This window comes from Limnohabitans simekii (SeqCode) (assembly GCF_965234735.1).
In the GTDB taxonomy this organism is placed as follows: domain Bacteria; phylum Pseudomonadota; class Gammaproteobacteria; order Burkholderiales; family Burkholderiaceae_C; genus Limnohabitans; species Limnohabitans simekii.
This window is the reverse complement of the sequence record NZ_OZ248545.1, coordinates 107,211-133,730: the sequence shown is the minus strand read 5'-3', so window position 1 is coordinate 133,730 and position 26,520 is coordinate 107,211. Positions and strand designations below refer to the sequence as shown.

The window sequence follows — 26,520 nt, the reverse complement described above, 5'->3', positions numbered from 1 at the left end:
TTGCCAACCGTTTGATGTCTCGCACCCTCCAACTCACCGAGCAACTCATCTCGCGCCCCTCGGTCACCCCCGAGGACGCGGGTTGCCTGGACCTGATCGCTTCACGCCTGACGCCGCTGGGGTTTGCTTGTGAGCGCATGGACAGCGGGCCCGACAACTTTCGCGTGAGCAACCTGTGGGCCGTGAAACGCAGCACCCACGCCAAGGCCAAAACCTTGGTGTTTGCCGGGCACACGGATGTGGTGCCCACTGGCCCCTTGGACCAATGGACGCAAGACCCGTTCACGCCCACCCACCGCAATGGCATGTTGTATGGCCGAGGCAGCAGCGACATGAAGGCCTCACTGGCCGCCATGGTGGTGGCCTGTGAAGAGTTTGCAGCGTCTTGCCCCGAACCCAGCATCAACATCGCTTTCCTGCTCACCAGTGACGAAGAAGGCCCGGCCCTGGATGGCACCGTGGTGGTCTGCAACGCGCTGAAAGCCCGTGGCGAACAACTCGACTGGTGCATCGTGGGTGAACCCACCTCGGTACAACGCACTGGCGACATGATCAAAAACGGTCGGCGCGGCACCATGAGTGGCAAGCTCACCGTCAAGGGTGTGCAAGGTCATATTGCCTATCCACAGTTGGCGCAAAACCCGATTCACTTGTTGGCTCCCGCCTTGGCGGAATTGGTGGCCATTGAGTGGGACAAGGGCAACCCCTTCTTCCCACCCACCAGCTGGCAGGTCAGCAACATCCATGCGGGCACCGGAGCCAGCAATGTGATTCCAGGTGCTTGCGTGGTGGATTTCAATTTCCGTTTTTGCACCGAGTCCACACCCGAACAATTGCAGCAGCGCCTGCGCGCTGTGCTCGACAAGCACGGCTTGCAATACGACCTGGCCTGGACCATCGGTGGTCTGCCTTTTCTCACCACGCCCGGCGATTTAGTGGGCGCGGTGCAAACCGCCATTCGCGACGAAACCGGGTTGGACACCGAACTCTCCACCACCGGCGGCACCTCGGACGGCCGCTTCATTGCACAGGTTTGCCCTCAGGTGATTGAACTCGGCCCGAGCAACGCCACCATCCACAAAATTGATGAATGTGTTCCTGTGGCTGATATAGAGCCCTTGAAGAATATTTACCGACGGGTTTTGGAACATTTGAACCGCGCTTTGGCATGACCCTCTCCATGCTGATTCAGCGGGTTGCTGAACAACTCAGTCATGCTGGCGTGGCTTTTGGCCAAGGTACCACCACGGCAGAAGACGAAGCAGCTTGGTTGGTGCTGTGGCAGTTGGGTTTGCCTCTGGACACCGACTTCAACGAAGCAGCGCACCACGCCGAACTCATGCCAGCGCACATAGAACAAGTGCAAGCCTTGATCGCGCAGCGTATTGAGCGCCGCCAACCTGCGGCCTACCTCACGAAGGAAGCTTGGTTGCAGGGTGTTTCTTTTTACATTGACGAGCGGGCCATCGTGCCGCGCTCACTGATTGCCGAGGTATTGGCCGAGGGCGGCATCGACCCGTGGCTAGACCCGAACAGCCGCCGTGTGCTGGACTTGTGCACTGGCAATGGCAGTTTGGGCATCTTGGCGGCACTGGCCTACCCTCAGGTGTCGGTGCTGGGTTTGGATTTGTCGAAAGACGCTTTGGCGGTGGCGCAGATCAATATCGAACGCCATGGCTTGGAAGACCGTATGACGCTTGCTGAGTCCGATGGCTTGCAGCAAGCCGATGGTTTATTTGATCTGATTTTGTGCAACCCGCCCTATGTGAATGCGGAAAGCATGGCCACGTTGCCACCCGAGTTCAAAGCCGAACCCGCACTGGCCTTGGCCGGTGGCACCGACGGCATGGACTTTGTGCGCCAACTGTTGCGCGACGCGCCTGCCCACATGAACGAAAACGCTGTGTTGGTGCTTGAAATCGGCCACGAGCGCGAACACTTTGAAACAGCCTTTCCAAATTTAGATGTCGTGTGGCTATCGACCAGTGCTGGTGATGACCAGGTCTTACTTCTCACCCGACAAGCGATGGCGCCAAGCGCTCAGAAACCATGATCACGATCAAAAATGTCACCTTGCGCCGCAGCGCCAAGGTGTTGCTCGAAGGGGCCTCCGTTACTTTGAACCCCGGCGAAAAAGTCGGCTTGGTGGGCCGCAACGGCGCTGGCAAATCGTCGTTGTTTGCCTTGCTCAATGGCGGCTTGCACGAGGATTCGGGCGAGTTTTACATTCCCAGCCAATGGCGCATGGGGCAGGTGTCGCAGGACATGCCCGAGACCGATCAAACTGCCACGGCCTTTGTGATTGAAGGTGACACGGTGCTGACCGATGCTCGCGCCGAAGTGGCTGCTGCCGAAGCCTCCGGCGACGGCGACCGCATGGGCCACGCCTACATGGCGCTTTATGACGCAGGCGAGCACGATGCTTCATCGCGAGCGCAAGCCCTGATCTTGGGTCTGGGCTTCAAAACCACCGAACTGGACAACCCAGTGAACAGTTTCTCGGGCGGTTGGCGCATGCGTTTGCAACTGGCCCGTGCGCTGATGTGCCCTTCAGACTTGCTGCTCTTGGACGAGCCCACCAACCACTTGGACTTGGACGCCTTGGTGTGGCTGGAAGCTTGGCTCAAGCGCTATGAAGGCACGATGGTGGTCATCAGCCATGACCGTGAATTTTTGGATGCGGTCACCAACGTCACACTGCACATCGATGCGGGCAAGTTGGTGCGCTACGGCGGCAACTACAGCAAGTTTGAAGACATGCGGGCCGAGCAAATGGAGTTGCAACAAAACGCTTTCTCCAAGCAACAAGACAAGATCGCGCATTTGCAAAAGTTCATTGCCCGCTTCAAGGCCAAGGCCAGCAAAGCCAAACAAGCGCAAAGCCGGGTCAAGGCCTTGGACCGGATGGAAAAAATCGCCCCCTTGTTGGCCGATGCCGATTTCAGTTTCGAGTTCAAAGAACCCGCCAATCTGCCCAACCCCATGCTGAGCATGCAAGGTGTGAGTGTGGGTTACCCGGCTCCTGATGACGCACCTGCGGGCACACCGCCCACGGTGATCGTGCAAAACATCAGCCGATCGGTGTTGGCTGGTCAGCGCATTGGCATCTTGGGGGCCAATGGCCAAGGCAAATCAACGCTGGTGAAAACCATCGCCCGCGACTTGAAAGCTTTGGGCGGCGACATGACCGAAGGCAAGGGCTTGAACATCGGCTACTTTGCGCAACAAGAACTCGATGTGCTGCGTCCGGCTGACAACCCGCTGCAACACATGATCGATTTGTGTAAAAAGTTGACCGTTGAAGGCAAGCTGGCCGGTCAGGCAACGCGCGAGCAAGACTTGCGCAGTTTCTTGGGCCAGTTCAACTTTGGCGGCGACATGGTCAAGCAAGCTGTGGGCAGCATGAGCGGCGGCGAAAAAGCGCGGTTGGTGCTGTGCATGTTGGTCTGGCAGCGCCCCAACCTGTTGCTGATGGACGAGCCTACCAACCACTTGGACTTGGCCACCCGTGAAGCCCTGAGCATGGCCTTGAATGAATTTGAAGGCACGGTCATGTTGGTCAGCCACGACCGCGCCTTGCTGCGGGCTGTGTGCGACGAGTTTTGGATGGTGTCCCGCGGCGGTGTGTCGCCCTTCGATGGCGATTTGGACGACTACCAACGCTATTTGTTGGACGAGGCCAAGCGAATGCGTGCTGAGGCCACCGCAGCAGCCAATGCAGCGTTGACCGTTGCCGCTGCACCGGTGGTGGCAGCCCCGGTGAGCGTGGCAGATGCCAAGCCCGTCGTGGCTTCACGTGAACAGCGCAAAGACGACGCACAGCAACGCAAAGAAGCCAACGAGAAAAAACGCCCCTTGAAAAAAGAACAAGACGGCATTGAAAAAAACATGGCAAGCCTGGAAGCCGAGAAGCAAAGCCTGCACAACAAATTGGCCAGTTCCTTGGCCCCTGCTGAGATTGCCGAAGCGGGCAAGCGTCTCAAAGTGGTGGAAGATGAATTGGAAGAACTGGAGTTGCGCTGGTTGGAATTGACCACTCAACTTGAGACTTTGGCTTGAGATTTCAAAGACGAAAAAAAACCAGTTCTGTTTGAACTGGTTTTTTTGAATGAGGGTGGTAGGACGTACAAGATTCGAACTTGTGACCAACGGATTAAAAGTCCGCTGCTCTACCAACTGAGCTAACGTCCCCCTTTGCATTGCAGTTTTGCTGCTCTGCGAAGCCGCAAAGTATAACTGTTTTTTTGCGCTTTTTGACGGTTTTGAAAAAACCAATCAGGCGGCCAATTCATTCAACACCCATGATGCTGCGCAATTACCGAATGTGGCTGTGACCGTCACCACAGAACCATAGCCATGGCAATTCAAAGAACTGTCGCGTGAAGCTTCGCTTTCTTTGGCGGGCATCAAAACACGTTCTTTGCTGAACACCGATTGAACGCCGAAAGCTGCGCCGCCAGCAGGCGCTGCATGGTGTTTTCGCAGACGTTGGCGCACTTGCGCGAGCAAGGGATCATGCGTGGCCTGCGCCAAATCTGCCATGTCGACCAAGTGGGCTTGTCGCTTGCCACCAGCCGCCCCCACTGTGACCAAACGCGCATGATGGGTCATGGCCCAAGCAGCCAAGGCCACTTTGGCACTGACTTGATCGCAGGCATCTATCACTGCATCTATGCCGCTAGGCAGGAGTTCTTGGGTGTTCTCCGGTGTGATGAAGTCATCAATGACGTGAACCACACATGCCGGATTGATTTGCAGAACACGGTCTTGCATGGCCAACACCTTGGATTGACCCAGCGTGTCGGAGACCGCGTGCAATTGACGGTTGATATTCGACTCGGACACATGGTCCATGTCGATCAAGCTGAGTTGCCCCACGCCGCTGCGCGCCAAACACTCCACAGCCCAAGAGCCCACACCACCCACACCCACCACGACCACATGCGCTTGTCGAATACGTTGGGCCCCTGAGGCGCCATACAAACGCGAAAGACCGCCAAAGCGGCGGTCTTCGTTGTTTTCTGTAACTAGCGCAGTCGTGGTCAATTTACTTGAGTTTAGACAAACGTTCTTTGCCAGCAGCAGCAGCGTCGGTATTGGGAAACTGTTTGACCAATTCGTCCAAGGTTTTTTTGGCCTCTTTGGCTTGCTTGGACTCCAGCTGGGCATTGCCCATCGTCAACAGAGCTTCAGGCACGCGCTGATGGTTGGGACTCAGAGCCATGAATGCTTTGAGTTGATTGATCGTATTGGCGTAATCACGGGCAACGTAATTGGCGCTGCCTAACCAAAACAAGGCGCTGGGTCGGTAACCGCTGACGGGATATTTGCGCAAGAAACCTTCAAAAGAAGCAGCCGCTGCCGCGAATTCACCCTTTCGAAAGACAGCCAAACTGGCATCGAAATCTTTTTTCTCTGCGGGCTCGGCTTGAAACTCCAGACCGTCAACTTGAACCGTGATGGGTTCGAATTGATCAAATCGTTGGTTCACCATTTTGAGGCGGTCATCAACAGCAGTCAGGGTTTCTTTTTGGCTTCGTTGTAACAACGCGATCTCGCGCATCAACTCCTCGCGTTCACCCCGCAAACTTGATATGTCCTGCTTCAAACTGTCAATTTGAGATTGCAGTTGCAGCAAAGATTGCTTGTACTGATTGACCTCTTGCTCAGCCGATTTTTGAACCTGAGTGGCTTGTTCAATCGACTTTTGCAGATTTTGATCACCAGTTTGCTGGGCTTGACGCAAGGTTTCAACACGCTGGCGCAATTCCAAAATAGCGCGACGGGCTTCTTCGTCTTCAAACAACGCTGCATGCAAGGATGAGCAGGCCAAGGCCAAGCTCATCAATGCCCACTTCGTGCTTAGCCTCATTTGTAGAAGAATTCAGTGCGGCGGTTTTTTGAGAATGCAGACTCGTCACTGCCTTGAATCGCAGGCTTTTCTTCACCAAAGCTGACAGACTCTACTTGTGCCGATGACACACCCAAGAGGCTCAGGCTTTGACGCACCGCATCCGCACGCTTTTGCCCCAAGGCCAAGTTGTACTCGCGACCTCCACGCTCATCGGTATGACCTTCCAATGACACCTTGGCGCGAGGATTGTTTTTCAAGAATTGAGCATGACCCTCGATGGCATTTTGGAATTCTGCTTTCACCACGAAACTGTCGTAATCAAAGTAAATGACTTTGGTCACGCCATTGGGGCCAGCCGCCAAGTTGTCGGATGTGACCGTACTGACTGGGGCCACTGCGGACTGGGCTTGCGCAACGGCTGGTGCTGGCGTGGGCTCTGGTGCTGGTGCACTCACGCTGGATCCAGATTTATCTTCAACGGGAACATCATTGAGTTTGACGCCGGAGGCACAAGCCGACAACAACACGGCCAGGCCAAAAGACAAGAAAAATTTATTCACAACATACTCCAGTGATTCAAGGTTTTAAAAAAGGTCCCCAATGGGGTTCTCGGATATTGTTGGTTTGTCCCGCCAATTTCGCGCTTATTTTGCCATCAAGCGTGGTCGTCATCAGCACCTCCTTGCCTTGAACCATACTGGCATAAAGGATGAGTTTGCTGTTGGCTGAAAAACTCGGGCGTTCATCAATATTGGTATCGGTGAGGGGGTATACCTTGTCGGTGGCCAGTTCCAAAAGATGCAATCTGTATTGGCTTGCGTTTCGAGCGATGTAAGCCAACCAGCGTCCATCAGGGCTCAGAGTAGGCGAAATGTTGTAATTCCCCAAGAAGGTTACCCGCTGCACTGGGCCGCCTGCTGCAGGTGTTCTGTAAATTTGGGGTGAGCCACCGCGGTCACTGACAAAATAAAGGGCACTGCCGTCCGGGGTAAACACCGGTTCAGTGTCGATGCCGTTGGATTGCGTGATGCGTTTGGGTTCCCCGCCTTTGGCATCCAAGGAGAAAATTTGTGATGAGCCATCCCGACTCAAAGTGACAGCCACTGTTTTGCCATCGGGGGACCAAGCTGGGGCACTGTTCGAGCCTTTGAAATTGGCGAGTATGCGACGTTTGCCGGTAGACACATCGTGGACGTAGACCACAGGTTTGCGAGACTCAAAGGAAACATAGGCCAAGTCGGTGCCGTTGGGCGCCCATCTGGGAGAAATAATGGGCTCGGGACTGGTCAAGGCTGCTTGTGCATTTTCCCCATCCGCATCGGCCACCCAAAGCACATGTCGCTGACTTTGCTTGGTGACATAGGCAATGCGTGTTGAAAAAACACCCTTGTCACCTGTGAGTTTTTCATAGACCTGATCAGCAATCCGATGTGAGACCAAGCGCAAATCAGAAGCCACCACCAAGAAGCTTTGACCACCTAAATCTTGGCCTTTGATCACATCCCACAAACGGTACTTGACCTCAAAACGACCATCCGCAGTTTTTTGAATGCTGCCTGTGACCAAGGCATCGGTGTTGGTTTGGCGAATCGCTGCAAAATCGGGGCGGCTTGTGTCATCCAAAACCATGCCGGGATCCATGGTTTTGAATTGACCGCTGCGGTCCAAATCAGACGCAACGATCAGTGCGGGTTTTTGCGGCGCGGCATCTTGTCCCTTGAATGAAGCAATGCCAATTGGAATTTGGGTGATGCCTACACCTGAAACTTCAACACGAACTTCAGACCATGCCGAACTGACCAAGCCGACGGAGATGGCCATGGCAGTCAGAATTGGAAGGAAAAAGTTGATCATCGCTTCTATGAGTAGAAAAAAAACAATTCTAACCATGCTAAAGAGGACCAAGGCGATAATCAGAAGAACGAGTTCAAGCTGACCCCATGCCCGAGAAATCCAATATCTTTAAACGCTTGCAAAGAGCAGGCCGGTACTTTGTACACCCGCCCTTGGCTTGGGTGACCGCATTGTTCTGTCTTTTGATTGTGGCCATCGCTGAACCCATGGTGCCAGCCTTGTTGCAACCGCTGCTTGACAAAGGCTTCAAACAAAACAGTTTTCCCATTTGGATGGTGCCCGTGGCCTTGATTGGTCTCTACACGATTCGTGGACTCAGCATGTTTGTTGGTCAGGTCTGCATCGCCAAGGCCACCAACCAAGGCCTGTTGAAATTGCGCGTGGCCATGTTCGAACGCTTGCAAGATGCCTCTTTGAACCTTTACAGACAGCAAAATGCCAGCACCTTGGGCAACACCTTGGTCTACGAAGTTCAAACTGGCGCACAAATGCTGGTGGGTTCATGCATGAGTTTGTTTCGTGACAGCCTGACACTGATCGCACTGATTGGCTATTTGCTGTATTTGAATTGGCAACTCAGTTTGATCGTCGCCTTGTTGATTCCTTCAGTCGGTTTTTTAATGAAGGCCATGAGCAAACGTCTTTATGGTCTCACACGAAAAAACCAAGCGGCAACCGATGAACTGGCCTATGTGGTGGAAGAATCTGCGCTGGCTTACCGTGAAATTCGCTTGCATGCGGCTCAACATTTACAAGCCCGTCGCTTTGAATCTTTGGGTCGCACACTCGAGCGTCTCACCATGAAAATGGCGGTGGCCAGTTCTGGCATCACACCGCTGACCCAATTGTTTGCCGCCATCGCCTTGTCAGCCGTCATCAGCGTTGCGCTGATGCAAAGTCAAGACAGCAATATGACAGTTGGCGGATTCGCGTCATTTGTGACCGCCATGTTGATGTTGGTCAACCCCATCAAGCATTTGTCTGAAATTGCAGGCCCCATCACACGTGGTTTGGCGGCCCTAGAGCGCGGTTTGGAATTGATTGAAAACACTCCTCAGGAAACCGGCGGACAGCACCGGTCTGCACACGCCCGTGGGCACATTCAATGGGAAAACCTGGGTGTTCGTTATCAAGCAGACCATCCTTGGGCATTGCGTGACGTTCATTTAGACGTCTTACCTGGGGAAACCGTGGCACTGGTTGGCAGCTCAGGCTCTGGCAAAACCACCTTGGCCAATCTTTTGCCGCGTTTTGTGGATTGGACAGAGGGCGATTTAAAGCTGGACGGCGTCAGCGTGCGTGATTGGTACTTGCCCGATTTGCGACGTCAATTTGCCATGGTCAGCCAGAATGTGGTGGTTTTGAATGACAGTTTGGCCATGAATGTGGCCTTGGGCCAAACTCCTGAACCGGAGAAAGTCCTTCGTTGTTTGGAAGCGGCTAATTTGGGTGACTATCTGCGCAGCCTGCCGCAAGGCATCGACACCGTGGTTGGGCACAACGCATCCAGCATGTCGGGCGGTCAAAGACAACGATTGGCGATTGCGCGAGCGCTTTACAAAGAGGCGCCCATTCTGATTTTGGACGAAGCCACATCAGCGCTGGACAATGAATCTGAACGCATGGTGCAAGATGCCCTGCTGCGCCTACAACAAGGAAAAACCACATTGATCATCGCCCATCGGTTATCGACCATTGAGTCTGCAGACCGCATCGTGGTGATGGACTCAGGCCGCTTGATCGAGATGGGCAACCATGCCAGTTTGCTAGCGAAAAATGGGGCTTATGCTGCCATGTTCAAGCTCAAAAGCGTCAGCCATGAGCAAGCGCCGCTCAATGAAAGCTAAATCAGCACGATACTGAACTGTTCAGGACCCATGCCGAATTCGGCTTGCAATGAAATGGGCTTGCCAATGAAGTCACTCAAGCCTGCCAAGTGCAGGCTTTCTTCTTCTTGCAACAGATCCACCACAGCAGGTGGCGCCAAGACTCGAAATTCCTTGGGGCTGAACTGTCGCGCTTCACGCAAAATTTCGCGCAAGATGTTGTAAGCCACACTGCGAGCGGTATTCACAATGCCCTTGCCTTGGCAATGTGCACAGGGCTCACACAATATTTGTGCCAAAGATTCTCTGGTTCGTTTGCGCGTCATTTCAACCAAGCCCAAGGATGAAAAACCACTCACGGTGGTTTTGACACGGTCTTTGGACAAATGTTTGCGCAGCTCCTGAATAACGACTTCGCGGTGATCTTCGCGTTGCATGTCAATGAAATCGGTGACGATCACCCCACCCAAATTACGCAATCGCAACTGCCGCGCAATCGCACCCGCAGCTTCCAGATTGGTTTTGAAAATCGTGTCGTCAAAATTGCGAGCGCCCACAAATCCACCCGTGTTCACGTCCACGGTGGTCAGCGCTTCCGTTTGGTCGATGATCAGGTAACCGCCAGACTTCAGCATCACTTTTCGGCCCAAGGCCAGTTGAATCTCATCGTCAATATTGAACAAATCGAAGATGGGGCGCTCACCTTTGTAGTGGGCTAACTTCGCCACAGAAGAGGGCATGAACTCTTTGCCAAACTGCTGCAACATGTTGTGCTGTTCAACTGAATCCAAGCGAATGGTTTGGGTGGTTTCCAACACCATGTCTCTGAGCACCCTTTGAAGCAAGTTCAAGTCTTGGTGAAGCAGGGATTTGGGCGGCAATTGCACACTCGCTGTTTTGATCTTGGCCCATGTTTTGCGAAGATAGCTGATGTCTTCATCCAACTCGGCGTCGCTGGCTTCCTCACCATTGGTGCGCAAAATAAAGCCGCCTTTGTCGTCCCCTTTGTGCGCCAAATTGATCAAGCGTTTGCGCAGCTCGTCGCGCTGTTCTTGCGGTATTTTTTGGGACACGCCAATGTGGTTGTCTTGCGGCAAAAAAACCAACAAGCGACCAGCAATGCTGATTTGGGTGGACAGCCTTGCGCCCTTGCTGCCAATCGGATCCTTGATGACTTGGACCAACAAGGACTGACCTTCAAACACTTGTTTTTCAATCGGCAATACAGCGACAGTTTGGCCTTCCGCATCTGTTTGTCGCGGTGCGGTAGTGCTGAATACATCAGCCACGTGCAAAAACGCAGACCGGTCCATGCCGATGTCGATGAATGCCGACTGCATGCCAGGCAATACCCGGGCCACTTTGCCCAAGTACACGTTGCCCACCAAGCCACGCTCCAATGAGCGCTCGATGTGGATTTCTTGAACCGCGCCGTTTTCCACCATCGCAACGCGTGTTTCTTGGGGGGACCAATTGATCAGAATGTCATGCTGCATCTTCAACCTTCAGCTACTTTGCGCAGCAACCGGGTGGTTTCAAACAAGGGAAGTCCCATGATGCCAGAGTAACTGCCCTGAATGCTCCGAATAAACCCGCTGGCCAAGCCTTGGATGCCATAGGCACCGGCTTTGCCCATGGGCTCTTGGCTAGCCACATAAGCCTCAATCTCCTGCGCACTCAATGTATCGAAGCGAACTTTAGAGCGACTGAGTGCTCGCAAGGTTTTTCGCCCATGCGCGATGGCAATGGCGGTGAACACCTGGTGGGTTTGGCCGCTCAAACGTTGCAGCATGTCTTTGGCCTCTTCTGCATTGTGTGGTTTGCCCAAGATAAGGGCGCCCAAAGCCACGGTGGTGTCGGCACACAAAATGGGATGCACAGGCCAAGCCAGTCGCGTGCATTCAGTCTTGGCGTGTTGCAATTTCAACAAGGTGACGCGTTGGACATAGGCCAAGGGCGTTTCGCCGGGCAGAACGCGCTCCAATTCTTCGGCAGCTGCCACATCCTGAGGCAACAACACCTCAAAAGGCACACCGATTTGTGTTAACAACTGCTGCCGTCTGGGGCTTTGCGAAGCCAAATAAACAAAGGGCAAGGGGTTCATTCGCGGTGGTAGGGATGGTTGGCCAAAATCGACCAAGCGCGGTAGAGCTGCTCCACCAACAAGACCCGCACCATGGCGTGCGGCAAGGTCAGGTCAGACAAACTGATCAGGTCCTCACCAGACTGCCGAATGGCTGGGTCAAAGCCATCTGGCCCACCAATGATGAGGGCCACGTCTTGGGCATTGGCTTGCCAGCTCAACCAACGCTGCGACAAGGCGACCGTGGTCAGGCGTTGCCCTTTTTCGTCCAGCCAGACCTTGTGGCAGTCTTTCGGAATAGCCGCGTCAATGCGGGCGCGTTCAGCCGCCCAAATTTGGGCGGTGGTGCGTGAGCCGCGCGGCTCTGTTTTGACGGTTTTCAGAGTGAGTTTGATGTCAGCAGGAAAGCGCTTGGCGTAATCGTCCCAGGCGGTTTGCGCCCAGTGGGGTACCCGAAGCCCTACGGCCACCACCCACAGCCTCATGCTTTGGCAGGTTTGCGCGGGGACTTCTTCGCGGCAGGCTTGTTGACCGTGACTTTTTTCACGGTGGGTTTGACAGCGGTTTTGGCAACAGTTTTGGCTTTGGGGCTGCTCGAAGAAGCCGGTGTTTTACTGGTGGATGTCGCAACACGATGACTTGCAGGTGCAGACTTTTTAGCGGCTGTTTTGCCGCTGGTTTTTTTGGCGGCTTTCTTGGGCGGCTCGGGTTCGGGTTCTTTTTTCACCACTGCTTTGGGTTTGTCGGCACCGAGTTTGAGGCGAACCGGTTTGTGGCCCCAAATTTCTTCCAAGTGGTAGTACTGGCGAATGGAGGGCTGCATGATGTGAACCACCACCGAACCGCAATCGACAATGATCCATTCACCGTTTTCTTCGCCTTCCATGCGAGGTTTACCAAACCCAGCATCCCGCACTTCATCGCGCACACTGGCTGCCAAGGCCTTGGTTTGGCGGTTCGAGGTGCCACAGGCAATGATGACCCGTTCAAACAAGGCCGACAAGTGTTCGGTGTTGAAGGCTTGAATGTCTTGCGCCTTGATGTCCTCCAAACTGTCAACGATCACACGTTGCAATTTTTGGACGTCTTTTTTTTCAGAAGCTTCGGTCATGGTTGTCCAGGTAAAGATGGTTGTTTTGAATGTATCGAATGACCGCGGTGCTGAGCAAAGCGCTTAAGTCCTCTCCAGTGCGGCAGCGTTGTCGTATATCGGTGGCACTGAGTGGCATCAAGGGCATGTTCAAGTGCAGATGCGCTCGATTGTGCCATTCAGGAGATGCCGCCTTTTCTTGACCCTCCAAGGATCGGTCGGCGATGGCCAATTGGGCCCAAGCCAAAATTTGATCACTTTGATGCCAATGAACGAACTGAGCCGCTTGATCCAAGCCCAGCACCACGAAAAATTCGGCGCCTGCGTAGCGTTCGCGCAAAACCGCCAACGTGTCCACCGTGTAACTTGGCCCTGGACGTTTCAACTCCAAGTCATCCACCACCACGTTTGGAAAGGACTCGAAAGCCTGCTGGCACATGGCCAATCGGTGATGACCTGGCGTTAAGTCGCGGGGTTTGTGCCACGCATCGCCGGTGGGCAGCACATGCAAGACGTTCAAGGACAACTGCCTCAAGGCCGCTTGGGCCAAGGCCACATGGGCGTTGTGCGGTGGGTCGAAAGCGCCCCCGAACAAGCCGATGCGCACGGGCTTTGTATCGGTGCTCAGACCCAGTCTCTCGCTTGCAAAAAATAGGAGGTGAGACGCTCTTCTGGTGTGCCAGGTTCTGGCTGATGTTGGTAGGACCAGCTGACCAAGGACGGCATGGACAACAAAATGGATTCGGTGCGACCGCCTGACTGCAAACCAAAATGCGTCCCTCGGTCCCAAACCAGGTTGAACTCGACATAGCGACCGCGGCGGTACAACTGGTGCTCGCGCTCGCGTTCACCGTAAACCATGTGCTGGCGTTTTTTCACGATGGGCAGATACGCTTCCAAGAGATGGTCACCCACACTTTGCATCATGCCAAAGCTTTTCTCAAAGCCCAGCTCTGAGAAATCATCGTAAAAAATACCCCCAATGCCACGCGGTTCGTTGCGGTGCTTCAAATAAAAATACTCGTCGCACCATTTTTTAAAGCGCGGATAAAGCTGCGGGTCGAAACCATCCAAAGACTCTTTGCACACCGTGTGAAAGTGAACAGCGTCTTCGTCAAAGCCGTAGTAAGGCGTCAAGTCCATGCCGCCGCCAAACCATGCCACCGGATCACCATGGACCGGTTTGGCCAGCAAGGCCCGCACGTTCATATGGACTGTGGGAACGTAAGGATTGCGAGGATGAAACACCAGTGACACGCCCATGGCTTCAAAGGCAGAGCCACTGAGCTCAGGACGATGCTGTGTGGCAGAAGGTGGCAGCTTGGGGCCGGTCACATGCGAAAAACCGCAACCAGCTCGTTCAAACACAGCGCCCTGCTCCATGATTTTGGTGATGCCGGTGCCTTGCAACATCTCGCCCGGTGGCTTTTCCCAGGCATCTGAAATGAAACTGCCCTGCCCATCAAGCTCAGTCAAAGCCGTGGTGATGCGGTGCTGCAAATCAATCAAATAGTTGCGAACAGGTTCAAAGGCTGGCGTCATTCAGGCTCCCTTGTTTATTTGCGCACCGCGCGGTGGCCTATGTCTCGGCGGTACTGCATGCCTTCAAAGTGGATCGCGTCCACCACTTCATAAGCATGAACCTGGGCCTGGCGAACCGTGTCACCCAAAGCCGTGACACACAAGACCCGCCCACCATGGGTGTGAATTTCTTTGTCTTTCATTTGGGTGGCCGCGTGAAAAACCATCAGCTCATCTTGATCAGCAGGCAATCCTTGAATGGCATCACCCTTGCGCGGTGTGCTGGGGTAGTTGGCAGCAGCCAACACCACACCGAGTGCGAATCGGCGATCCCAACTCAGTTCAACATGAGCCAAAGCCGCAGGATCCTTGTCAGTGGCACTCAAAAGTGCTTCCAACAAATCGCTTTTCAAACGCATCAAAATGGGCTGGGTCTCCGGGTCGCCCATGCGGCAGTTGAATTCCAACACCTTGAGCTGTCCTTGCGGGCCAATCATCAAGCCTGCATACAAAAAACCGGTGTATGGAATGCCATCGGCTTGCATGCCCTTGAGGGTGGGTTGAATCACCTCGCGCATGACCCGCGCATGCATTTCAGGTGTCACCACGGGTGCAGGCGAGTACGCGCCCATGCCACCGGTGTTGGGGCCTTGGTCGTTGTCCAGCAAACGCTTGTGGTCTTGTGATGTGGCCAAGGGTACCGCCACCAAGCCATGGGCGATCACCATGAAACTGGCTTCTTCACCTTCTAAATATTCTTCAATCACCACCCGAGCGCGGCCTGCGTTGTGTTGCACACCCAAGGGGTTGTCAAGCAACATGTTGTCGATGGCGGCGTGGGCTTCCTCAAGCGTGGCGGCCACGACCACGCCCTTGCCCGCGGCCAAACCATCGGCTTTGACAACGATGGGTGCCCCATGCTGATTCACGTAGGCATGGGCCAGGCTTGCGTCTTCGAAAGTTTGGTAATTGGCGGTCGGGATGCCATGACGCTCCATGAAGGTTTTGGAAAACGCCTTGGAACTTTCAAGCTGAGCGGCTGCTCGGGTGGGGCCAAAGATGCGCAAACCGTGGGCCCGGAATTCATCGACCACCCCTGCCGCCAGAGGTGCTTCAGGACCCACCACGGTGAGGCCAATATCGTTGTGTTGCGCCCATTCGCGCAAAGCCACCACGTCGGTGAGGTTCACCACTTGAAGGTTTTTATCTCGGGCCACACCTGCATTGCCTGGGGCCACGTAGACCATTTGCACTTGCGGCGATTGGGTCAGTTTCCAAGCCAAAGCGTGTTCGCGGCCGCCCGCACCAATGACCAGCACTTTCATAGCGCGGCGTTGTGGTAAACCTCTTGCACATCGTCGAGTTCTTCTAGTGCATCCAAGATTTTTTGCATCTTCACCTGATCGTCTTCACTCAACTCGATGGTGTTTTCTGCGCGGTACGTGACTTCAGCCATGCCAGCCACCAGCCCTGCTTTGTCCAAGGCGGTTTTCACGGCTTCGAAGTCAGTGGCTTGTGTCAGTACCTCAATGGCACCTTCGTCATCTGTCAGCACGTCTTCAGCACCAGCTTCCAAGGCCACTTCCATGACCTTGTCTTCGGAGGTGCCTGGCGCCAGGATGATTTGTCCGCAGTGCTTGAATTGAAAAGCGACCGAGCCTTCGGTGCCCATGTTGCCGCCGTTTTTGCTCAGGGCATGGCGCACCTCGGCCACGGTGCGCACTTTGTTGTCTGTCATGGTGTCGACCATGATTGCCACGCCACCAACGCCATAACCTTCATATCGAATTTCTTCGTACTGAACGCCTTCCAAATTGCCTGTGGCTTTGTCGATGTTGCGCTTGATGGTGTCAGCGGGCATGTTGGCCGCTTTGGCTTTTTCCACCGCCATGCGCAAGCGCGGATTGGTGTCCAAGTCGCCACCACCCAAGCGGGCAGCCACCATGATTTCACGGATAACACGGGTCCAAACCTTGCCTCTTTTTTCGTCTTGGCGCCCTTTGCGGTGCTGGATATTCGCCCATTTGCTGTGTCCTGCCACGATCAACTGGCCTCTGCTTCTTCGGGTTCAGCAGGCTCGGACTTGGAGGAACGAGATTCTTTCTTGGGCAAAGGCTGGATATCGAGTTGAACCTCTTCTTTGTCGTCCAGACTCACTGTCAAACGACCGCCGTCGGTCAAGCGACCAAACAAGAGCTCATCGGCCAAGGCTTTGCGAATCGTGTCTTGGATCAGACGTTGCATGGGACGAGCGCCCATGAGCGGATCGAAACCTTTTTTCGCCAGATGCTTGCGCAAATCGTCGGTGAAGGTGACCTCGACTTTTTTCTCGGCCAGCTGGGTTTCGAGTTGCAGCAAGAATTTGTCGACCACGCGCATGATGACGATTTCATCCAAGGGCTTGAAGCTGACGGTAGCGTCCAAACGGTTGCGGAACTCGGGCGTGAACAAACGCTTGATGTCGGCCAGTTCGTCACCGGGTTCACGCGCATTGGTGAAGCCGATGGTGGACTTGTTCATGGTTTCCGCGCCCGCATTGGTGGTCATGATGATGATCACGTTGCGGAAGTCGGCTTTGCGCCCGTTGTTGTCGGTCAGCGTGCCGTGGTCCATCACTTGCAACAAGACGTTGAAGATGTCGGGATGGGCTTTTTCAATCTCGTCGAGCAACAACACGGAATGCGGTTTTTTGGTGACAGCTTCGGTCAGCAACCCCCCTTGGTCAAAGCCCACATAGCCGGGAGGCGCACCAATGAGTCGGCTGACGGCGTGGCGTTCCATGTACTCGGACATGTCAAACCGCAGCAGGTCAATGCCCAAGATGTAAGCAAGTTGTTTGGCGGCTTCGGTTTTGCCAACGCCAGTGGGGCCGCTGAACAAGAACGCACCAATCGGTTTGTCAGATTTACCCAAGCCAGAACGCGCCATTTTCACAGCCGATGCCAACACCTCCAGCGCTTTGTCTTGACCAAACACCACGCTCTTCAAATCACGTTCCAGGGTTTGTAATTTGCCGCGGTCGTCATTGGAGACACTGGCGGGCGGAATGCGTGCGATCTTGGCCACGATGTCTTCAATTTCAGATTTGCTGATGGTTTTCTTGCGTTTGGAAGCGGGCAAGATGCGCTGCGCGGCGCCTGCTTCGTCAATCACGTCGATGGCTTTGTCGGGCAAGTGACGGTCGTTGATGTACTTGGCACTCAACTCTGCGGCCGCTTGCAAGGCCGCCACCGCGTATTTCACGCTGTGGTGTTCTTCGAAGCGGGACTTCAAGCCCTTCAAAATATCAACCGTTTGTTCAATGGTGGGTTCAACCACATCGACTTTTTGGAAGCGTCGGCTGAGGGCGGCGTCTTTTTCAAAGATGCCACGGTATTCGGTGAAAGTGGTGGCGCCAATGCACTTGAGCTGCCCGCTGGACAAAGCAGGCTTGAGCAAATTGGAGGCATCCAAGGTGCCGCCGGAAGCAGCACCCGCACCGATGAGGGTGTGGATTTCATCGATGAACAACACCGCATTGGGTTTGTCTTTCAAGGACTTCAAAACGCCTTTCAAGCGTTGCTCGAAGTCGCCTCGGTATTTGGTGCCAGCCAGCAAAGCACCCATATCGAGGGAATACACCACGGCTTCCGACAGAATTTCGGGCACGTCTTTTTGGGTGATGCGCCAGGCCAAGCCCTCGGCGATGGCGGTTTTGCCGACACCCGCCTCCCCCACCAACAGCGGGTTGTTTTTGCGGCGACGACACAGGATTTGGATGGTGCGCTCTACCTCGTATTCGCGGCCAATCAGCGGGTCGATCTTGCCGTCCTTGGCCAGTTGGTTCAGGTTTTGGGTGAACTGCTCTAGCGGCGAGGCTTTTTCAGACTTTTCTGTCGCTTCTTCGCTTTCTGGTGCAGAGGACTCGTTGTTCTTGACCGGTTCTTGGGGGTCGCTCTTTTTGATGCCGTGGGCGATGTAATTCACCACGTCCAAGCGGGTCACGCCTTGTTGGTGCAAATAGTAAACGGCGTGCGAGTCTTTTTCACCAAAGATGGCGACCAAGACATTGGCACCCGTGACTTCTTTTTTACCGTTGCCCGTGGACTGCACGTGCATGATGGCGCGCTGGATGACCCGCTGGAAACCCAAGGTTGGTTGGGTGTCTACTTCGTCACTGCCGGCCACTTGGGGCGTGTTGTCCTTGATGAAATTTGATAAAGATTTGCGTAAATCATCAATATTGGCAGAGCAGGCTCGCAATACTTCTGCGGCGCTGGGGTTGTCGAGCAGGGCCAACAACAGGTGTTCAACGGTGATGAATTCATGACGCTGCTGTCTGGCCTCGACAAAGGCCATGTGCAAGCTGACTTCGAGTTCTTGGGCAATCATGATTTCTTCCTTGGGGCGTGCTTGGGGTCAACTGTATATGGAAACGATGGGGGTTTATTCAACCGGCTCACTCAAACATTGCAGCGGGTGGCCTGCCTCGTGAGCGGCGTCTTGCACTTGGTCAACTTTGGTGGCTGCAACGTCTTTGGAGTAAACGCCGCAGACCCCTTTGCCGTCCAGGTGGATCTTCAACATGATTTGGGTGGCCGCTTCGCGGTCTTTGTTGAAAAACTCTTGCAACACCCGCACCACGAACTCCATGGGCGTGAAGTCGTCATTGAGCATCACGACCTGGTACATCTGCGGGGGCTGGGTCCGCTGGGTGCGACGCTCTAAAACAACTGAATCACCGTCGGAAATCTGGGTTGGTGGGACAACAGGCTGGGGTGATTTGCTGGGCATGGGGCCATTCTATCGAGCAGTTTCCAAACACATCTTCAAATGATGGATTGTCAGGAAAAGTTTAAAAATAAGTAATTAAATAGTACTTTACAAAACATAGAATCTATTTTTTAATTTATAAACACGCTTTTTTAAATTAAAAGTATGTATTTATTACCAATGGAGAACAAGACATGGCTTTCGGAATTGTGAAATGGTTCAACAACCACAAGGGGTTTGGTTTCATTGAGTCGTCTGAAATAGGACAAGACGTTTTTGCGCATTTCAGCGAAGTCGAAATGATCGGGTTTAAAACCTTGCAACAAGGAGCCAGCGTGGTTTATGAACCGATGGAAGGGCCACGGGGATGGATGGCCAAAAAAATCAAGGTGATTGCTGCACCTGCCGCAGAACAAGTGGAATCAGACGTCCAAACACAACGGGGTTCTCGTTTGAGAACCCCGCAATTTCGAGCCAACCTGCTGGCCCAAGGCGCATGAAACACGCCTTTTTCAGAGGCTGATCACATGTTGTCGATCATCACCTGACCAAAACCCGAGCAGCTCACTTGGGTGGCACCATCCATCAGTCTGGCAAAGTCGTATGTGACTTTGCGGCTGAGGATGGATTTCTCCATCGATGAAATGATCAAGTCGGCGGCCTCGATCCAGCCCATGTGGCGCAGCATCATTTCCGCTGACAAGATTTCGGAACCGGGGTTCACATAGTCTTTGCCTGCGTATTTTGGGGCTGTGCCGTGGGTCGCCTCAAAGCAAGCCACAGAATCGGACAAATTCGCGCCTGGTGCGATACCAATGCCACCCACTTGCGCGGCCAATGCATCCGACACATAGTCGCCATTCAGGTTCAGCGTGGCAATCACGCTGTACTCGGCAGGACGCAACAAAATTTGCTGCAAGAAGGCATCGGCAATGCTGTCTTTGACGATGATTTCTTTGCCAGTGCGGGGATTGTTGAATTTGCACCAAGGTCCGCCATCAATCAGTTGGGCGCCAAATTCTTTTTGCGCCAAGGCGTAAGCCCAATCACGGAAGCCACCTTCGGTGTACTTCATGATGTTGCCCTTGTGCACGATGGTCACATTGGGTTTGTCGTTGTCGATGGCGTATTGAATGGCTTTGCGCACCAACCGCTCGGTGCCTTCCCGAGACACAGGCTTGATGCCAATGCCCGAGGTGTTGGGAAAACGGATTTTGGTGACGCCCATTTCCTCTATCAAGAATTTGATGAGCTTTTTGGCTTTGTCGCTTTCGGCTTCGTACTCGATGCCCGCATAAATGTCTTCCGAGTTTTCACGGAAGATGACCATGTTGGTTTTTTCAGGTTCTTTCAAGGGGGAAGGTACGCCTTTGAAATACTGCACTGGGCGCAAGCACACGTACAAATCGAGTTCTTGGCGCAGCGCCACGTTCAAAGAACGGATACCACCGCCCACGGGCGTGGTGAGTGGGCCTTTGATGGAGACAACGTATTCTTTCAAAGCGGCCAAGGTTTCCTCGGGCAACCACACGTCGGGGCCATAAATTTGGGTGGATTTTTCACCGGCATAAACCTCCATCCAGTGGATTTGGCGCTTGCCGCCATAGGCTTTGGCCACCGCAGCATCAACCACTTTGAGCATGACGGGCGTGATGTCTAAACCGGTGCCATCACCTTCAATGTAAGGAATGATGGGCTGATCGGGCACGGTCAACGACATGTCTTTGTTGACGACGATTTTTTCGCCCTGTGCGGGCACCTTGATATGCTGGTACAAGTGAGAATCTCCAGAAAAAATGTGCAGGGGCCTTGAACAGCCCTTTGTTTTCATTCTAACCATCGACCCTGACCCGACCATGACCCGAATCGCGCTGAGCTTTTGTCTCGTTTTCTTGTCTTTTGCTGCGTGGCCTCAGCAGGCGCAAACCAATTTGCCCCGTGTTCAATTGCAAGCAGGCATGTTTCAAATTGATGCCCAAGTCGCTGCCACCCCGAAGCAGCGTGAAATTGGCCTCATGTTTCGCCAAGACATGGCCACCCACGAAGGCATGCTGTTTGTCTTTGAGCAACCTCAACAACAGTGCTTTTGGATGAAAAACACCCTCTTGCCCCTGACTGCTGCCTTTGTCGATGACGACGGCACCATTGTGAATTTGGCAGACATGAAACCGCAGTCGACCCAATCTCATTGTTCAGAGAAACCGGTGCGGTTCGTGCTGGAGATGAACCAAGGTTGGTTTGCCAAAAGAAACATCAAGAAGGGCTTCAAGCTCAAGGGACCCTTGTTCAAAGCTTAGCCTCAGAGGCTCAGTGGACAAATCTTTCAGCCATGGCAAAACCTCAAGGCTTGGATTTGGCTTGCACCTTCATCCACACCTCGCCATCGGCCAACTTGGCTTGCACCGATTGCCCGGGCGACAAATCCTGAACCGAGCTGAGCGCTCGTCCGTCTTCGTTTTGCAGCCAGGCATAGCCACGCTTTAACACCAATGCCGGATCAAGCGATCTCAGCAGCCCTTCAAACCTGTCCAGCCGATGCTGCTGCTTGAAAGGCACGTCGGCAACGGCCCGATCAAAGCTGGGACCCAAGGGCTGCAAGGTCAAGCGTTTGCGATGCAGACTTTGAGTGATGCCGCGCCCCAAGCGACTGGCCAAGCTATTGCACTCGGTTTGCTGTTGATGCAACCAGCCCGAAGGCCGTCCCAAATGCCGCTCGACACGGTCCAAGGCTTGGGCGGCTTGGTCCAAGCGCCAATGCACGGTCTGAGACAGAGGCTCTTGCAGCTTTTGCAGGTGCAGCAGGTCGCTCGCCAGATCGATGGCGCACATCTCAGCGGCAGCAGTGGGTGTGGGCGCCCGCAGATCGGCACAAAAATCGGCGATGGTGAAGTCGGTTTCATGGCCCACACCGCAGATGACCGGCAACTTGCAAGCCACCAGCGCACGCGCCAAAGATTCGTCATTGAACGCCCACAGGTCTTCCAATGAACCGCCACCGCGCACCAGCAAAATGACGTCCACGTCGGGCAGCGTCTGCAAAGCCTGCAAAGCTGCCACCAATTGCGCTGGGGCATCTGCACCTTGCACCAGGCTGGGCGCGATGCGCACGGGGATGTGCGGTACGCGTCGTTGCAACGCCGTGGCCACATCATGCAAAGCCGCCGCACCCAAGGAGGTGACCACGCCAATGGCACGGGGCCGTTTGGGAATGTCACGCTTTCGCGCAGCATCAAACAAACCCTCAGCCTCTAGCTTGGCTTTGAGTCGAGTAAAGGCTTCATGCAGTTGACCGGCTCCGGCTGGGCGCATGGCCTCGACCACCAGTTGCAGTTCACCACGGGGTTCATACAAGCCGACCCGGCCCTGGACTTCCACCAAATCGCCATCACGAGGGGCAAAGTTCAGGTGGTCGGCAGAACGGCGAAACATGGCGCAACGCATCTGCCCCGCGTCGTCCTTCAATGAAAAATAGCAATGCCCGCTGCTTGCGCGGGTGAAGCCTGACAGTTCGCCTTGCACCGACACCGGGTTGAACCGCGACTTCAAGATGTCGCTGATGGCATGGCACAAGCCGCTGACCGTCCAGACGCGGCTTGCCATAGGTGTCTGAAGGAAAGAGGACATGACGATTTGAAAAGTTGATGGAGAACAAACGGGCTGGGCCATAATCCGCGCAAACCTGACAGGAGAACAACTTTGCTAGGCATCATACAAGCGGCTGGTTGGCCGATTTGGCCCCTATTGCTTTGTTCCATCATCGCCTTGGCCTTGATATTCGAGCGGTTTTATAAGCTTAGACCGCAGTTGGTGATTCCGGACAAATTGCTGGAAGAAGTTCTGCACCTGTCGCAGCGCAGCATGCCCAGTTTGGAGTCGATTGAAAAACTCAAAGCCCATTCAGCTTTGGGAGAAATCATTGGCACGGGTTTGGCCGAGCTGCAAAAGCATCCCCAGTGCAGTGAATCAGAATTTCGTGGTCATGTCGAAGCCGCTGGTCGACGCGCCGCGGCCAACCTCGAACGATATTTGAGTGCCCTGGGATCGATTGCTTCTGCGGCCCCGTTGCTTGGCCTGTTTGGCACGGTGGTCGGCATGATTGAAATTTTCGGCTCGCAAGCCCCTGGAACCGGTAACCCCGCGCAATTGGCTCATGGGATTTCGGTGGCCCTCTACAACACGGCGTTTGGTTTGGTGATCGCCATCCCCAGTTTGGTGGCGTGGCGTTATTTTCGAGCCCGCGTCGACTACTTTGTGCTGGAAATGGAAATCGACAGCGAGCGCCTGGTTCGACATTTTTTCAGTTCTAAAAAGGGCGACTGAGATGCGTTTTGGCCGCCCTGCCTCTCAAGAACCTGAAATCAACCTGATTGCGTTCATTGATGTGCTGTTGGTGGTGCTCATTTTTTTGATGATGACCACGACTTATGGTCGCCTGACCCAGCTTGATTTGAGCCTGCCGCAAGCCGACAGCACGCCGCAACAAGAACGCCCGCGAGAAATTCGCATCACCGTGAGCAGCGACGGCCTGTTTGCTGTTCAACAAACGGTGGTGCCCGCCAACATCGCTGCCTTGTCGCAAGCCCTGACGCTTGCTGCCAAGGATCTGAACAGTCCCTTGGTGGTGATCAGCGCCGACGCCCGTGCCAGCCATCAGTCGGTGATGTTGGTCTTGGAAGCTGCGCAAAACAGCGGTTTGCAGCAAATCACGTTTTCGGCGCAGTCCCGCAGTCAAACCAAGACCTTGCCCTGAAGCGTGCTCGAGCCGACGCCACTTGCAGCCGATTGATGACCATCCGCGCCTGAACCGATGCCCAACAAAGCTGATTTTTTGCGACAAGCTTGGCAATCCAAGGGCTGGTTGGCCTGCTTGTTGTGGCCAACGACCCTGCTCAGCCGCGTCTGGTTGTCACTGAATCAACAAGCCTACCGACACGGATGGCGTGTTGTCACCCACATGCCCATTCCGGTCTTGGTGGTCGGCAATGTGACGGTGGGTGGTTCGGGCAAAACGCCCATCGTCATCAGTTTGTCCGCTTTTTTTCAAAGCTTGGGTTGGCAAGTGGGCGTGATTGCCCGTGGTCATGGCGTTGACAACCTGCAGGTGAAAGAAGTTCGATTGGACAGCCATGCCACTGACGTTGGCGATGAAGCTTTGCTGGTCAAGCAACGTTGCAAACTGCCGGTCTTTGTCGGTCGCCAACGTGCGTTGGCAGCCCAAGCGTTGCTCAAAGCCTATCCCCGCACACAGCTGATCATCAGCGACGATGGGCTCCAACACCACGCGCTTGGGCATGACATCGCCTTGTGCGTGTTTGACGATCGGGGCTTGGGCAACGGCTGGTTGCTGCCCGCAGGCCCGTTGCGTGAAGCTTGGCCGCGCCGCGACATTTCGCACCTCGTCGACCCGACTAAATCAACGAAACAGTATCTGGTGCACACCGGACAATTGCCGTTTGAAAACAGCTTCAAAGCCGATCGCCAACTGGCCGCACAAGCCGTGAACGGCAAAGGCCAAACCAGAACCCTGGAGAGTTTTCAAGGCCAAGCCGTGCAGGCCTTGGCGGCCATCGCCCAGCCCGAGTTGTTTTTCCAAGCCCTGCAAGCACAAGGCTTGCAACTGGCCGCCACCCATGCCCTGCCCGACCATGCGCCTTTGCAGCACTGGACACCTTCGCGCCCTGAACAACTGCTGTGCACCGAAAAAGATGCGGTCAAACTCTGGCCACATTTACCGCAAGCTTGGGCCGTACCGCTGGATTGCCAATTGCCCGATGCATTACTGGCTCAGCTGCACAAAGATGTGCAAGCACTATCATCCGGCCATGGACAAAAAACTGCTTGAACTGCTGGTCTGCCCGGTCACCAAAGGGCCGCTGATCTACCACCCTGAAAAGGAAGAACTTGTTTCGCGCAGTGCCCGCTTGGCGTACCCCATCCGTGACGGTATTCCGGTGCTGCTGGAAGTGGAAGCCCGCACCCTGACAGACGAGGAATTGGAACGCTGAATGGCGAACACGCCTTTTGTGGTGCTGATTCCAGCCCGTCTCGCTTCCAGCCGTTTGCCCAACAAACCTCTGGCCGACTTGGCCGGATTGCCCATGGTGGTGCGGGTGGCCCAACGCGCCCTGCTCTCCAAGGCCCGTCAAGTGGTGGTGGCCGCCGATGACGACAGCATCCTGCAAGCCTGCGCAGCGCATGGCATCCAAGCAGTGCTGACACGATCCGACCATGTGAGTGGCAGCGACCGACTGGCTGAAGCCGCTGGCCTGTTGGGCTTGCGCGAAGACAGCATTGTGGTGAATGTGCAAGGCGACGAGCCGTTGATTGAACCCACCCTGATTGACGCGGTGGCCGATTTGCTGGCCGCCTCCCCCGACTGCAGCATGAGCACCTTGGCCCACGCCATCGACAACCCCGCCGATTGGCGCAGCCCGCATGTGGTCAAAGTGGTCTTGAATGCGGCCAACCGCGCCAGTTACTTCAGCCGGGCCAGCATTCCAGTGTGGCGAGATGGCCCCGTCGACCAGTTGCCGCCCTACCCGGTCTGGCGCCATGTTGGCCTGTACGCTTACCGCGTGGGTTTTTTGCAGGCCTTTCCAAATTTAAGCCCAGCACCCACCGAGCAGGCCGAGTCTTTGGAGCAACTGCGGGCCCTGTGGCATGGCCATCACATCGTTGTTCATGTCTCAGACCAAGTGAGTGCCTCAGGCGTCGATACCCCGGAGGATTTGACGCGTATTCGATCACTGCTTGAATCCAAGATGCAAAAGTAGGGCATCCTGACCGCGTGCTATTCTCGGCACAACTGATGAAAAACACCCCGCGAAGATGGGGCTGAACCACCAAGGACGACAATGAGATTGATTCTGTTGGGCGCACCCGGCGCCGGCAAAGGCACCCAAGCCACCTTCATTTGCCAAGAATATGGCATCCCCCAAATTTCCACTGGCGATATGTTGCGCGCTGCCGTCAAGGCTGGCACCGAGATGGGCCTGGCCGCTAAAAAAGTCATGGATGCTGGCGGTTTGGTCGGTGACGACATCATCATCGGCCTGGTGAAAGAACGCATCGCCAACCCCGATTGCGCCAAGGGCTTTTTGTTTGACGGCTTCCCCCGCACCATTCCCCAAGCCGACGCTTTGAAAGAAGCCGGTGTCAAGCTTGATTGCGTGCTTGAAATTGATGTGCCATTTGAGGCCATCATCGAACGCATGAGCGGTCGTCGTGCCCATGTGGCCAGTGGCCGCACTTACCACGTGAAATTCAATCCCCCCAAGGTGGAAGGCATCGACGACGTTACCGGCGAGCCACTGATTCAGCGCGATGACGATAAAGAAGACACCGTGAAAAAACGCCTTGAGGTTTACAGCGCACAAACCCGTCCGCTGGTCGAATACTACGCACAGTGGGCCAAAACAGATGCCGCCGCTGCACCCAAATACCGCGCCATCAGTGGTCAGGGCAGCGTGGAAGAAATCAAAAACCGCGCTTTGCAGGCCTTGGCTTCTTGACTTTCAGCCCGGCGGGGCTGATGAACAAA

General features: G+C 54.7%; 28 protein-coding genes and 1 tRNA gene. 12 read left to right on the top strand and 17 right to left on the bottom strand.

Translation table 11 applies throughout. The annotated features are described in order from the left end of the window. Positions 1–14: 14 nt before the first annotated feature. From dapE to AC8GFP_RS12620, 3 genes are read left to right on the top strand one after another with little or no spacing between them, the layout of a single operon-like run. Entirely contained in the window at positions 15–1,172 is a 1,158-nt protein-coding gene (gene dapE / locus AC8GFP_RS12630) for a succinyl-diaminopimelate desuccinylase (RefSeq protein WP_506613716.1), read from the top strand. Then, positions 1,169–2,053 carry a 50S ribosomal protein L3 N(5)-glutamine methyltransferase gene (prmB, locus tag AC8GFP_RS12625; protein ID WP_506613714.1) on the top strand — a complete coding sequence of 295 codons (885 nt, stop codon included), beginning with the start codon at positions 1,169–1,171 and terminating at the stop codon, positions 2,051–2,053. The genes dapE and prmB overlap by 4 nt, the downstream gene beginning before the upstream one ends. Next, positions 2,050–4,059 carry an ABC-F family ATP-binding cassette domain-containing protein gene (locus tag AC8GFP_RS12620; RefSeq protein WP_506613712.1) on the top strand — a complete coding sequence of 670 codons (2,010 nt, stop codon included), beginning with the start codon at positions 2,050–2,052 and terminating at the stop codon, positions 4,057–4,059. The genes prmB and AC8GFP_RS12620 overlap by 4 nt, the downstream gene beginning before the upstream one ends. A gap of 56 nt (positions 4,060–4,115) precedes the next feature. Here AC8GFP_RS12620 and AC8GFP_RS12615 read toward each other — a convergent pair. The 5 genes from AC8GFP_RS12615 to tolB form a co-directional block, all read right to left on the bottom strand. Further along, positions 4,116–4,191, bottom strand: a tRNA-Lys gene (locus AC8GFP_RS12615). Between the two features lie 84 nt (positions 4,192–4,275). After that, the gene (locus AC8GFP_RS12610) at positions 4,276–5,046 is read right to left on the bottom strand and encodes a tRNA threonylcarbamoyladenosine dehydratase (protein WP_506613710.1); all 771 of its coding nucleotides are present in this window, start codon (positions 5,044–5,046) and stop codon (positions 4,276–4,278) included. A gap of 1 nt (position 5,047) precedes the next feature. Next, positions 5,048–5,845 (bottom strand): tol-pal system protein YbgF, encoded by a 798-nt coding sequence (gene ybgF, locus AC8GFP_RS12605; protein ID WP_506613708.1) that lies wholly within the window; start codon positions 5,843–5,845, stop codon positions 5,048–5,050. 23 nt (positions 5,846–5,868) lie between these two features. Then, positions 5,869–6,414 carry a peptidoglycan-associated lipoprotein Pal gene (gene pal, locus AC8GFP_RS12600; protein ID WP_506613706.1) on the bottom strand — a complete coding sequence of 182 codons (546 nt, stop codon included), beginning with the start codon at positions 6,412–6,414 and terminating at the stop codon, positions 5,869–5,871. 16 nt (positions 6,415–6,430) lie between these two features. Next, a complete protein-coding gene (gene tolB, locus AC8GFP_RS12595) occupies positions 6,431–7,675 on the bottom strand; it encodes a Tol-Pal system beta propeller repeat protein TolB (RefSeq protein ID WP_506613704.1) in 1,245 nt (414 codons plus the stop codon). A gap of 119 nt (positions 7,676–7,794) precedes the next feature. Here tolB and msbA point away from each other — a divergent pair, with 119 nt between their 5' ends. Then, a complete protein-coding gene (gene msbA, locus AC8GFP_RS12590) occupies positions 7,795–9,555 on the top strand; it encodes a lipid A export permease/ATP-binding protein MsbA (RefSeq protein WP_506613702.1) in 1,761 nt (586 codons plus the stop codon). Here the strand turns inward: msbA and rng are convergent. The 10 genes from rng to clpS are packed head-to-tail and all read right to left on the bottom strand — an operon-like array spanning position 9,552 to position 19,001. After that, on the bottom strand, positions 9,552–11,030 hold the full coding sequence (rng, locus tag AC8GFP_RS12585) for a ribonuclease G (protein WP_506613700.1): 1,479 nt from the start codon (positions 11,028–11,030) through the stop codon (positions 9,552–9,554). The genes msbA and rng overlap by 4 nt on opposite strands. A gap of 2 nt (positions 11,031–11,032) precedes the next feature. After that, positions 11,033–11,638: a Maf family protein gene (locus AC8GFP_RS12580; protein WP_506613698.1), complete on the bottom strand. Its 606-nt coding sequence runs from the start codon at positions 11,636–11,638 to the stop codon at positions 11,033–11,035. After that, positions 11,635–12,102, bottom strand: a complete 468-nt coding sequence (gene rlmH / locus AC8GFP_RS12575; protein WP_506613696.1) for a 23S rRNA (pseudouridine(1915)-N(3))-methyltransferase RlmH — start codon at positions 12,100–12,102, stop codon at positions 11,635–11,637. Before rlmH ends, AC8GFP_RS12580 begins: the two co-directional genes overlap by 4 nt. Continuing rightward, on the bottom strand, positions 12,099–12,728 hold the full coding sequence (gene rsfS, locus AC8GFP_RS12570) for a ribosome silencing factor (RefSeq protein ID WP_506613694.1): 630 nt from the start codon (positions 12,726–12,728) through the stop codon (positions 12,099–12,101). The genes rlmH and rsfS overlap by 4 nt, the downstream gene beginning before the upstream one ends. Continuing rightward, a complete protein-coding gene (gene nadD / locus AC8GFP_RS12565; protein WP_506613693.1) occupies positions 12,712–13,314 on the bottom strand; it encodes a nicotinate (nicotinamide) nucleotide adenylyltransferase in 603 nt (200 codons plus the stop codon). The genes rsfS and nadD overlap by 17 nt, the downstream gene beginning before the upstream one ends. Before the next feature lie 17 nt (positions 13,315–13,331). Then, the gene (gene hemF, locus AC8GFP_RS12560) at positions 13,332–14,249 is read right to left on the bottom strand and encodes an oxygen-dependent coproporphyrinogen oxidase (RefSeq protein WP_506613691.1); all 918 of its coding nucleotides are present in this window, start codon (positions 14,247–14,249) and stop codon (positions 13,332–13,334) included. A 14-nt stretch (positions 14,250–14,263) separates the two neighbouring features. After that, a complete protein-coding gene (gene purD, locus AC8GFP_RS12555; protein ID WP_506613689.1) occupies positions 14,264–15,553 on the bottom strand; it encodes a phosphoribosylamine--glycine ligase in 1,290 nt (429 codons plus the stop codon). Beyond that, positions 15,550–16,269 (bottom strand): YebC/PmpR family DNA-binding transcriptional regulator, encoded by a 720-nt coding sequence (locus AC8GFP_RS12550; protein ID WP_506613687.1) that lies wholly within the window; start codon positions 16,267–16,269, stop codon positions 15,550–15,552. Before AC8GFP_RS12550 ends, purD begins: the two co-directional genes overlap by 4 nt. A gap of 2 nt (positions 16,270–16,271) precedes the next feature. Beyond that, on the bottom strand, positions 16,272–18,599 hold the full coding sequence (gene clpA, locus AC8GFP_RS12545; RefSeq protein WP_506613685.1) for an ATP-dependent Clp protease ATP-binding subunit ClpA: 2,328 nt from the start codon (positions 18,597–18,599) through the stop codon (positions 16,272–16,274). Positions 18,600–18,653: 54 nt separating this feature from the next. Beyond that, positions 18,654–19,001 carry an ATP-dependent Clp protease adapter ClpS gene (gene clpS / locus AC8GFP_RS12540; protein WP_506613683.1) on the bottom strand — a complete coding sequence of 116 codons (348 nt, stop codon included), beginning with the start codon at positions 18,999–19,001 and terminating at the stop codon, positions 18,654–18,656. A gap of 173 nt (positions 19,002–19,174) precedes the next feature. On the opposite strand from clpS, the gene AC8GFP_RS12535 reads away from it, so the two are divergent. Continuing rightward, entirely contained in the window at positions 19,175–19,480 is a 306-nt protein-coding gene (locus AC8GFP_RS12535) for a cold-shock protein (RefSeq protein ID WP_506613681.1), read from the top strand. 23 nt (positions 19,481–19,503) lie between these two features. Here AC8GFP_RS12535 and icd read toward each other — a convergent pair whose 3' ends face one another. Continuing rightward, a complete protein-coding gene (gene icd / locus AC8GFP_RS12530) occupies positions 19,504–20,757 on the bottom strand; it encodes an NADP-dependent isocitrate dehydrogenase (protein ID WP_506613679.1) in 1,254 nt (417 codons plus the stop codon). A 79-nt stretch (positions 20,758–20,836) separates the two neighbouring features. On the opposite strand from icd, the gene AC8GFP_RS12525 reads away from it, so the two are divergent. After that, positions 20,837–21,277: a DUF192 domain-containing protein gene (locus AC8GFP_RS12525; protein WP_506613677.1), complete on the top strand. Its 441-nt coding sequence runs from the start codon at positions 20,837–20,839 to the stop codon at positions 21,275–21,277. A 43-nt stretch (positions 21,278–21,320) separates the two neighbouring features. Here the strand turns inward: AC8GFP_RS12525 and xseA are convergent, their stop codons facing one another. Beyond that, the gene (gene xseA / locus AC8GFP_RS12520) at positions 21,321–22,604 is read right to left on the bottom strand and encodes an exodeoxyribonuclease VII large subunit (RefSeq protein ID WP_506613675.1); all 1,284 of its coding nucleotides are present in this window, start codon (positions 22,602–22,604) and stop codon (positions 21,321–21,323) included. Positions 22,605–22,676: 72 nt separating this feature from the next. Here xseA and AC8GFP_RS12515 point away from each other — a divergent pair, with 72 nt between their 5' ends. The 6 genes from AC8GFP_RS12515 to adk all read left to right on the top strand — a co-directional run bounded on the left by AC8GFP_RS12515 (position 22,677) and on the right by adk (position 26,491). Next, the gene (locus AC8GFP_RS12515) at positions 22,677–23,300 is read left to right on the top strand and encodes a MotA/TolQ/ExbB proton channel family protein (RefSeq protein ID WP_506613673.1); all 624 of its coding nucleotides are present in this window, start codon (positions 22,677–22,679) and stop codon (positions 23,298–23,300) included. A 1-nt stretch (position 23,301) separates the two neighbouring features. Continuing rightward, a complete protein-coding gene (locus AC8GFP_RS12510; protein WP_506613671.1) occupies positions 23,302–23,730 on the top strand; it encodes an ExbD/TolR family protein in 429 nt (142 codons plus the stop codon). Between the two features lie 57 nt (positions 23,731–23,787). Further along, a complete protein-coding gene (gene lpxK / locus AC8GFP_RS12505) occupies positions 23,788–24,822 on the top strand; it encodes a tetraacyldisaccharide 4'-kinase (RefSeq protein ID WP_506613669.1) in 1,035 nt (344 codons plus the stop codon). Then, positions 24,803–24,985: a Trm112 family protein gene (locus AC8GFP_RS12500; RefSeq protein WP_506613667.1), complete on the top strand. Its 183-nt coding sequence runs from the start codon at positions 24,803–24,805 to the stop codon at positions 24,983–24,985. The genes lpxK and AC8GFP_RS12500 overlap by 20 nt, the downstream gene beginning before the upstream one ends. Then, positions 24,986–25,753 carry a 3-deoxy-manno-octulosonate cytidylyltransferase gene (kdsB, locus tag AC8GFP_RS12495; RefSeq protein WP_506613665.1) on the top strand — a complete coding sequence of 256 codons (768 nt, stop codon included), beginning with the start codon at positions 24,986–24,988 and terminating at the stop codon, positions 25,751–25,753. A gap of 81 nt (positions 25,754–25,834) precedes the next feature. Beyond that, entirely contained in the window at positions 25,835–26,491 is a 657-nt protein-coding gene (gene adk, locus AC8GFP_RS12490; protein ID WP_506613663.1) for an adenylate kinase, read from the top strand. Positions 26,492–26,520: the final 29 nt, after the last annotated feature.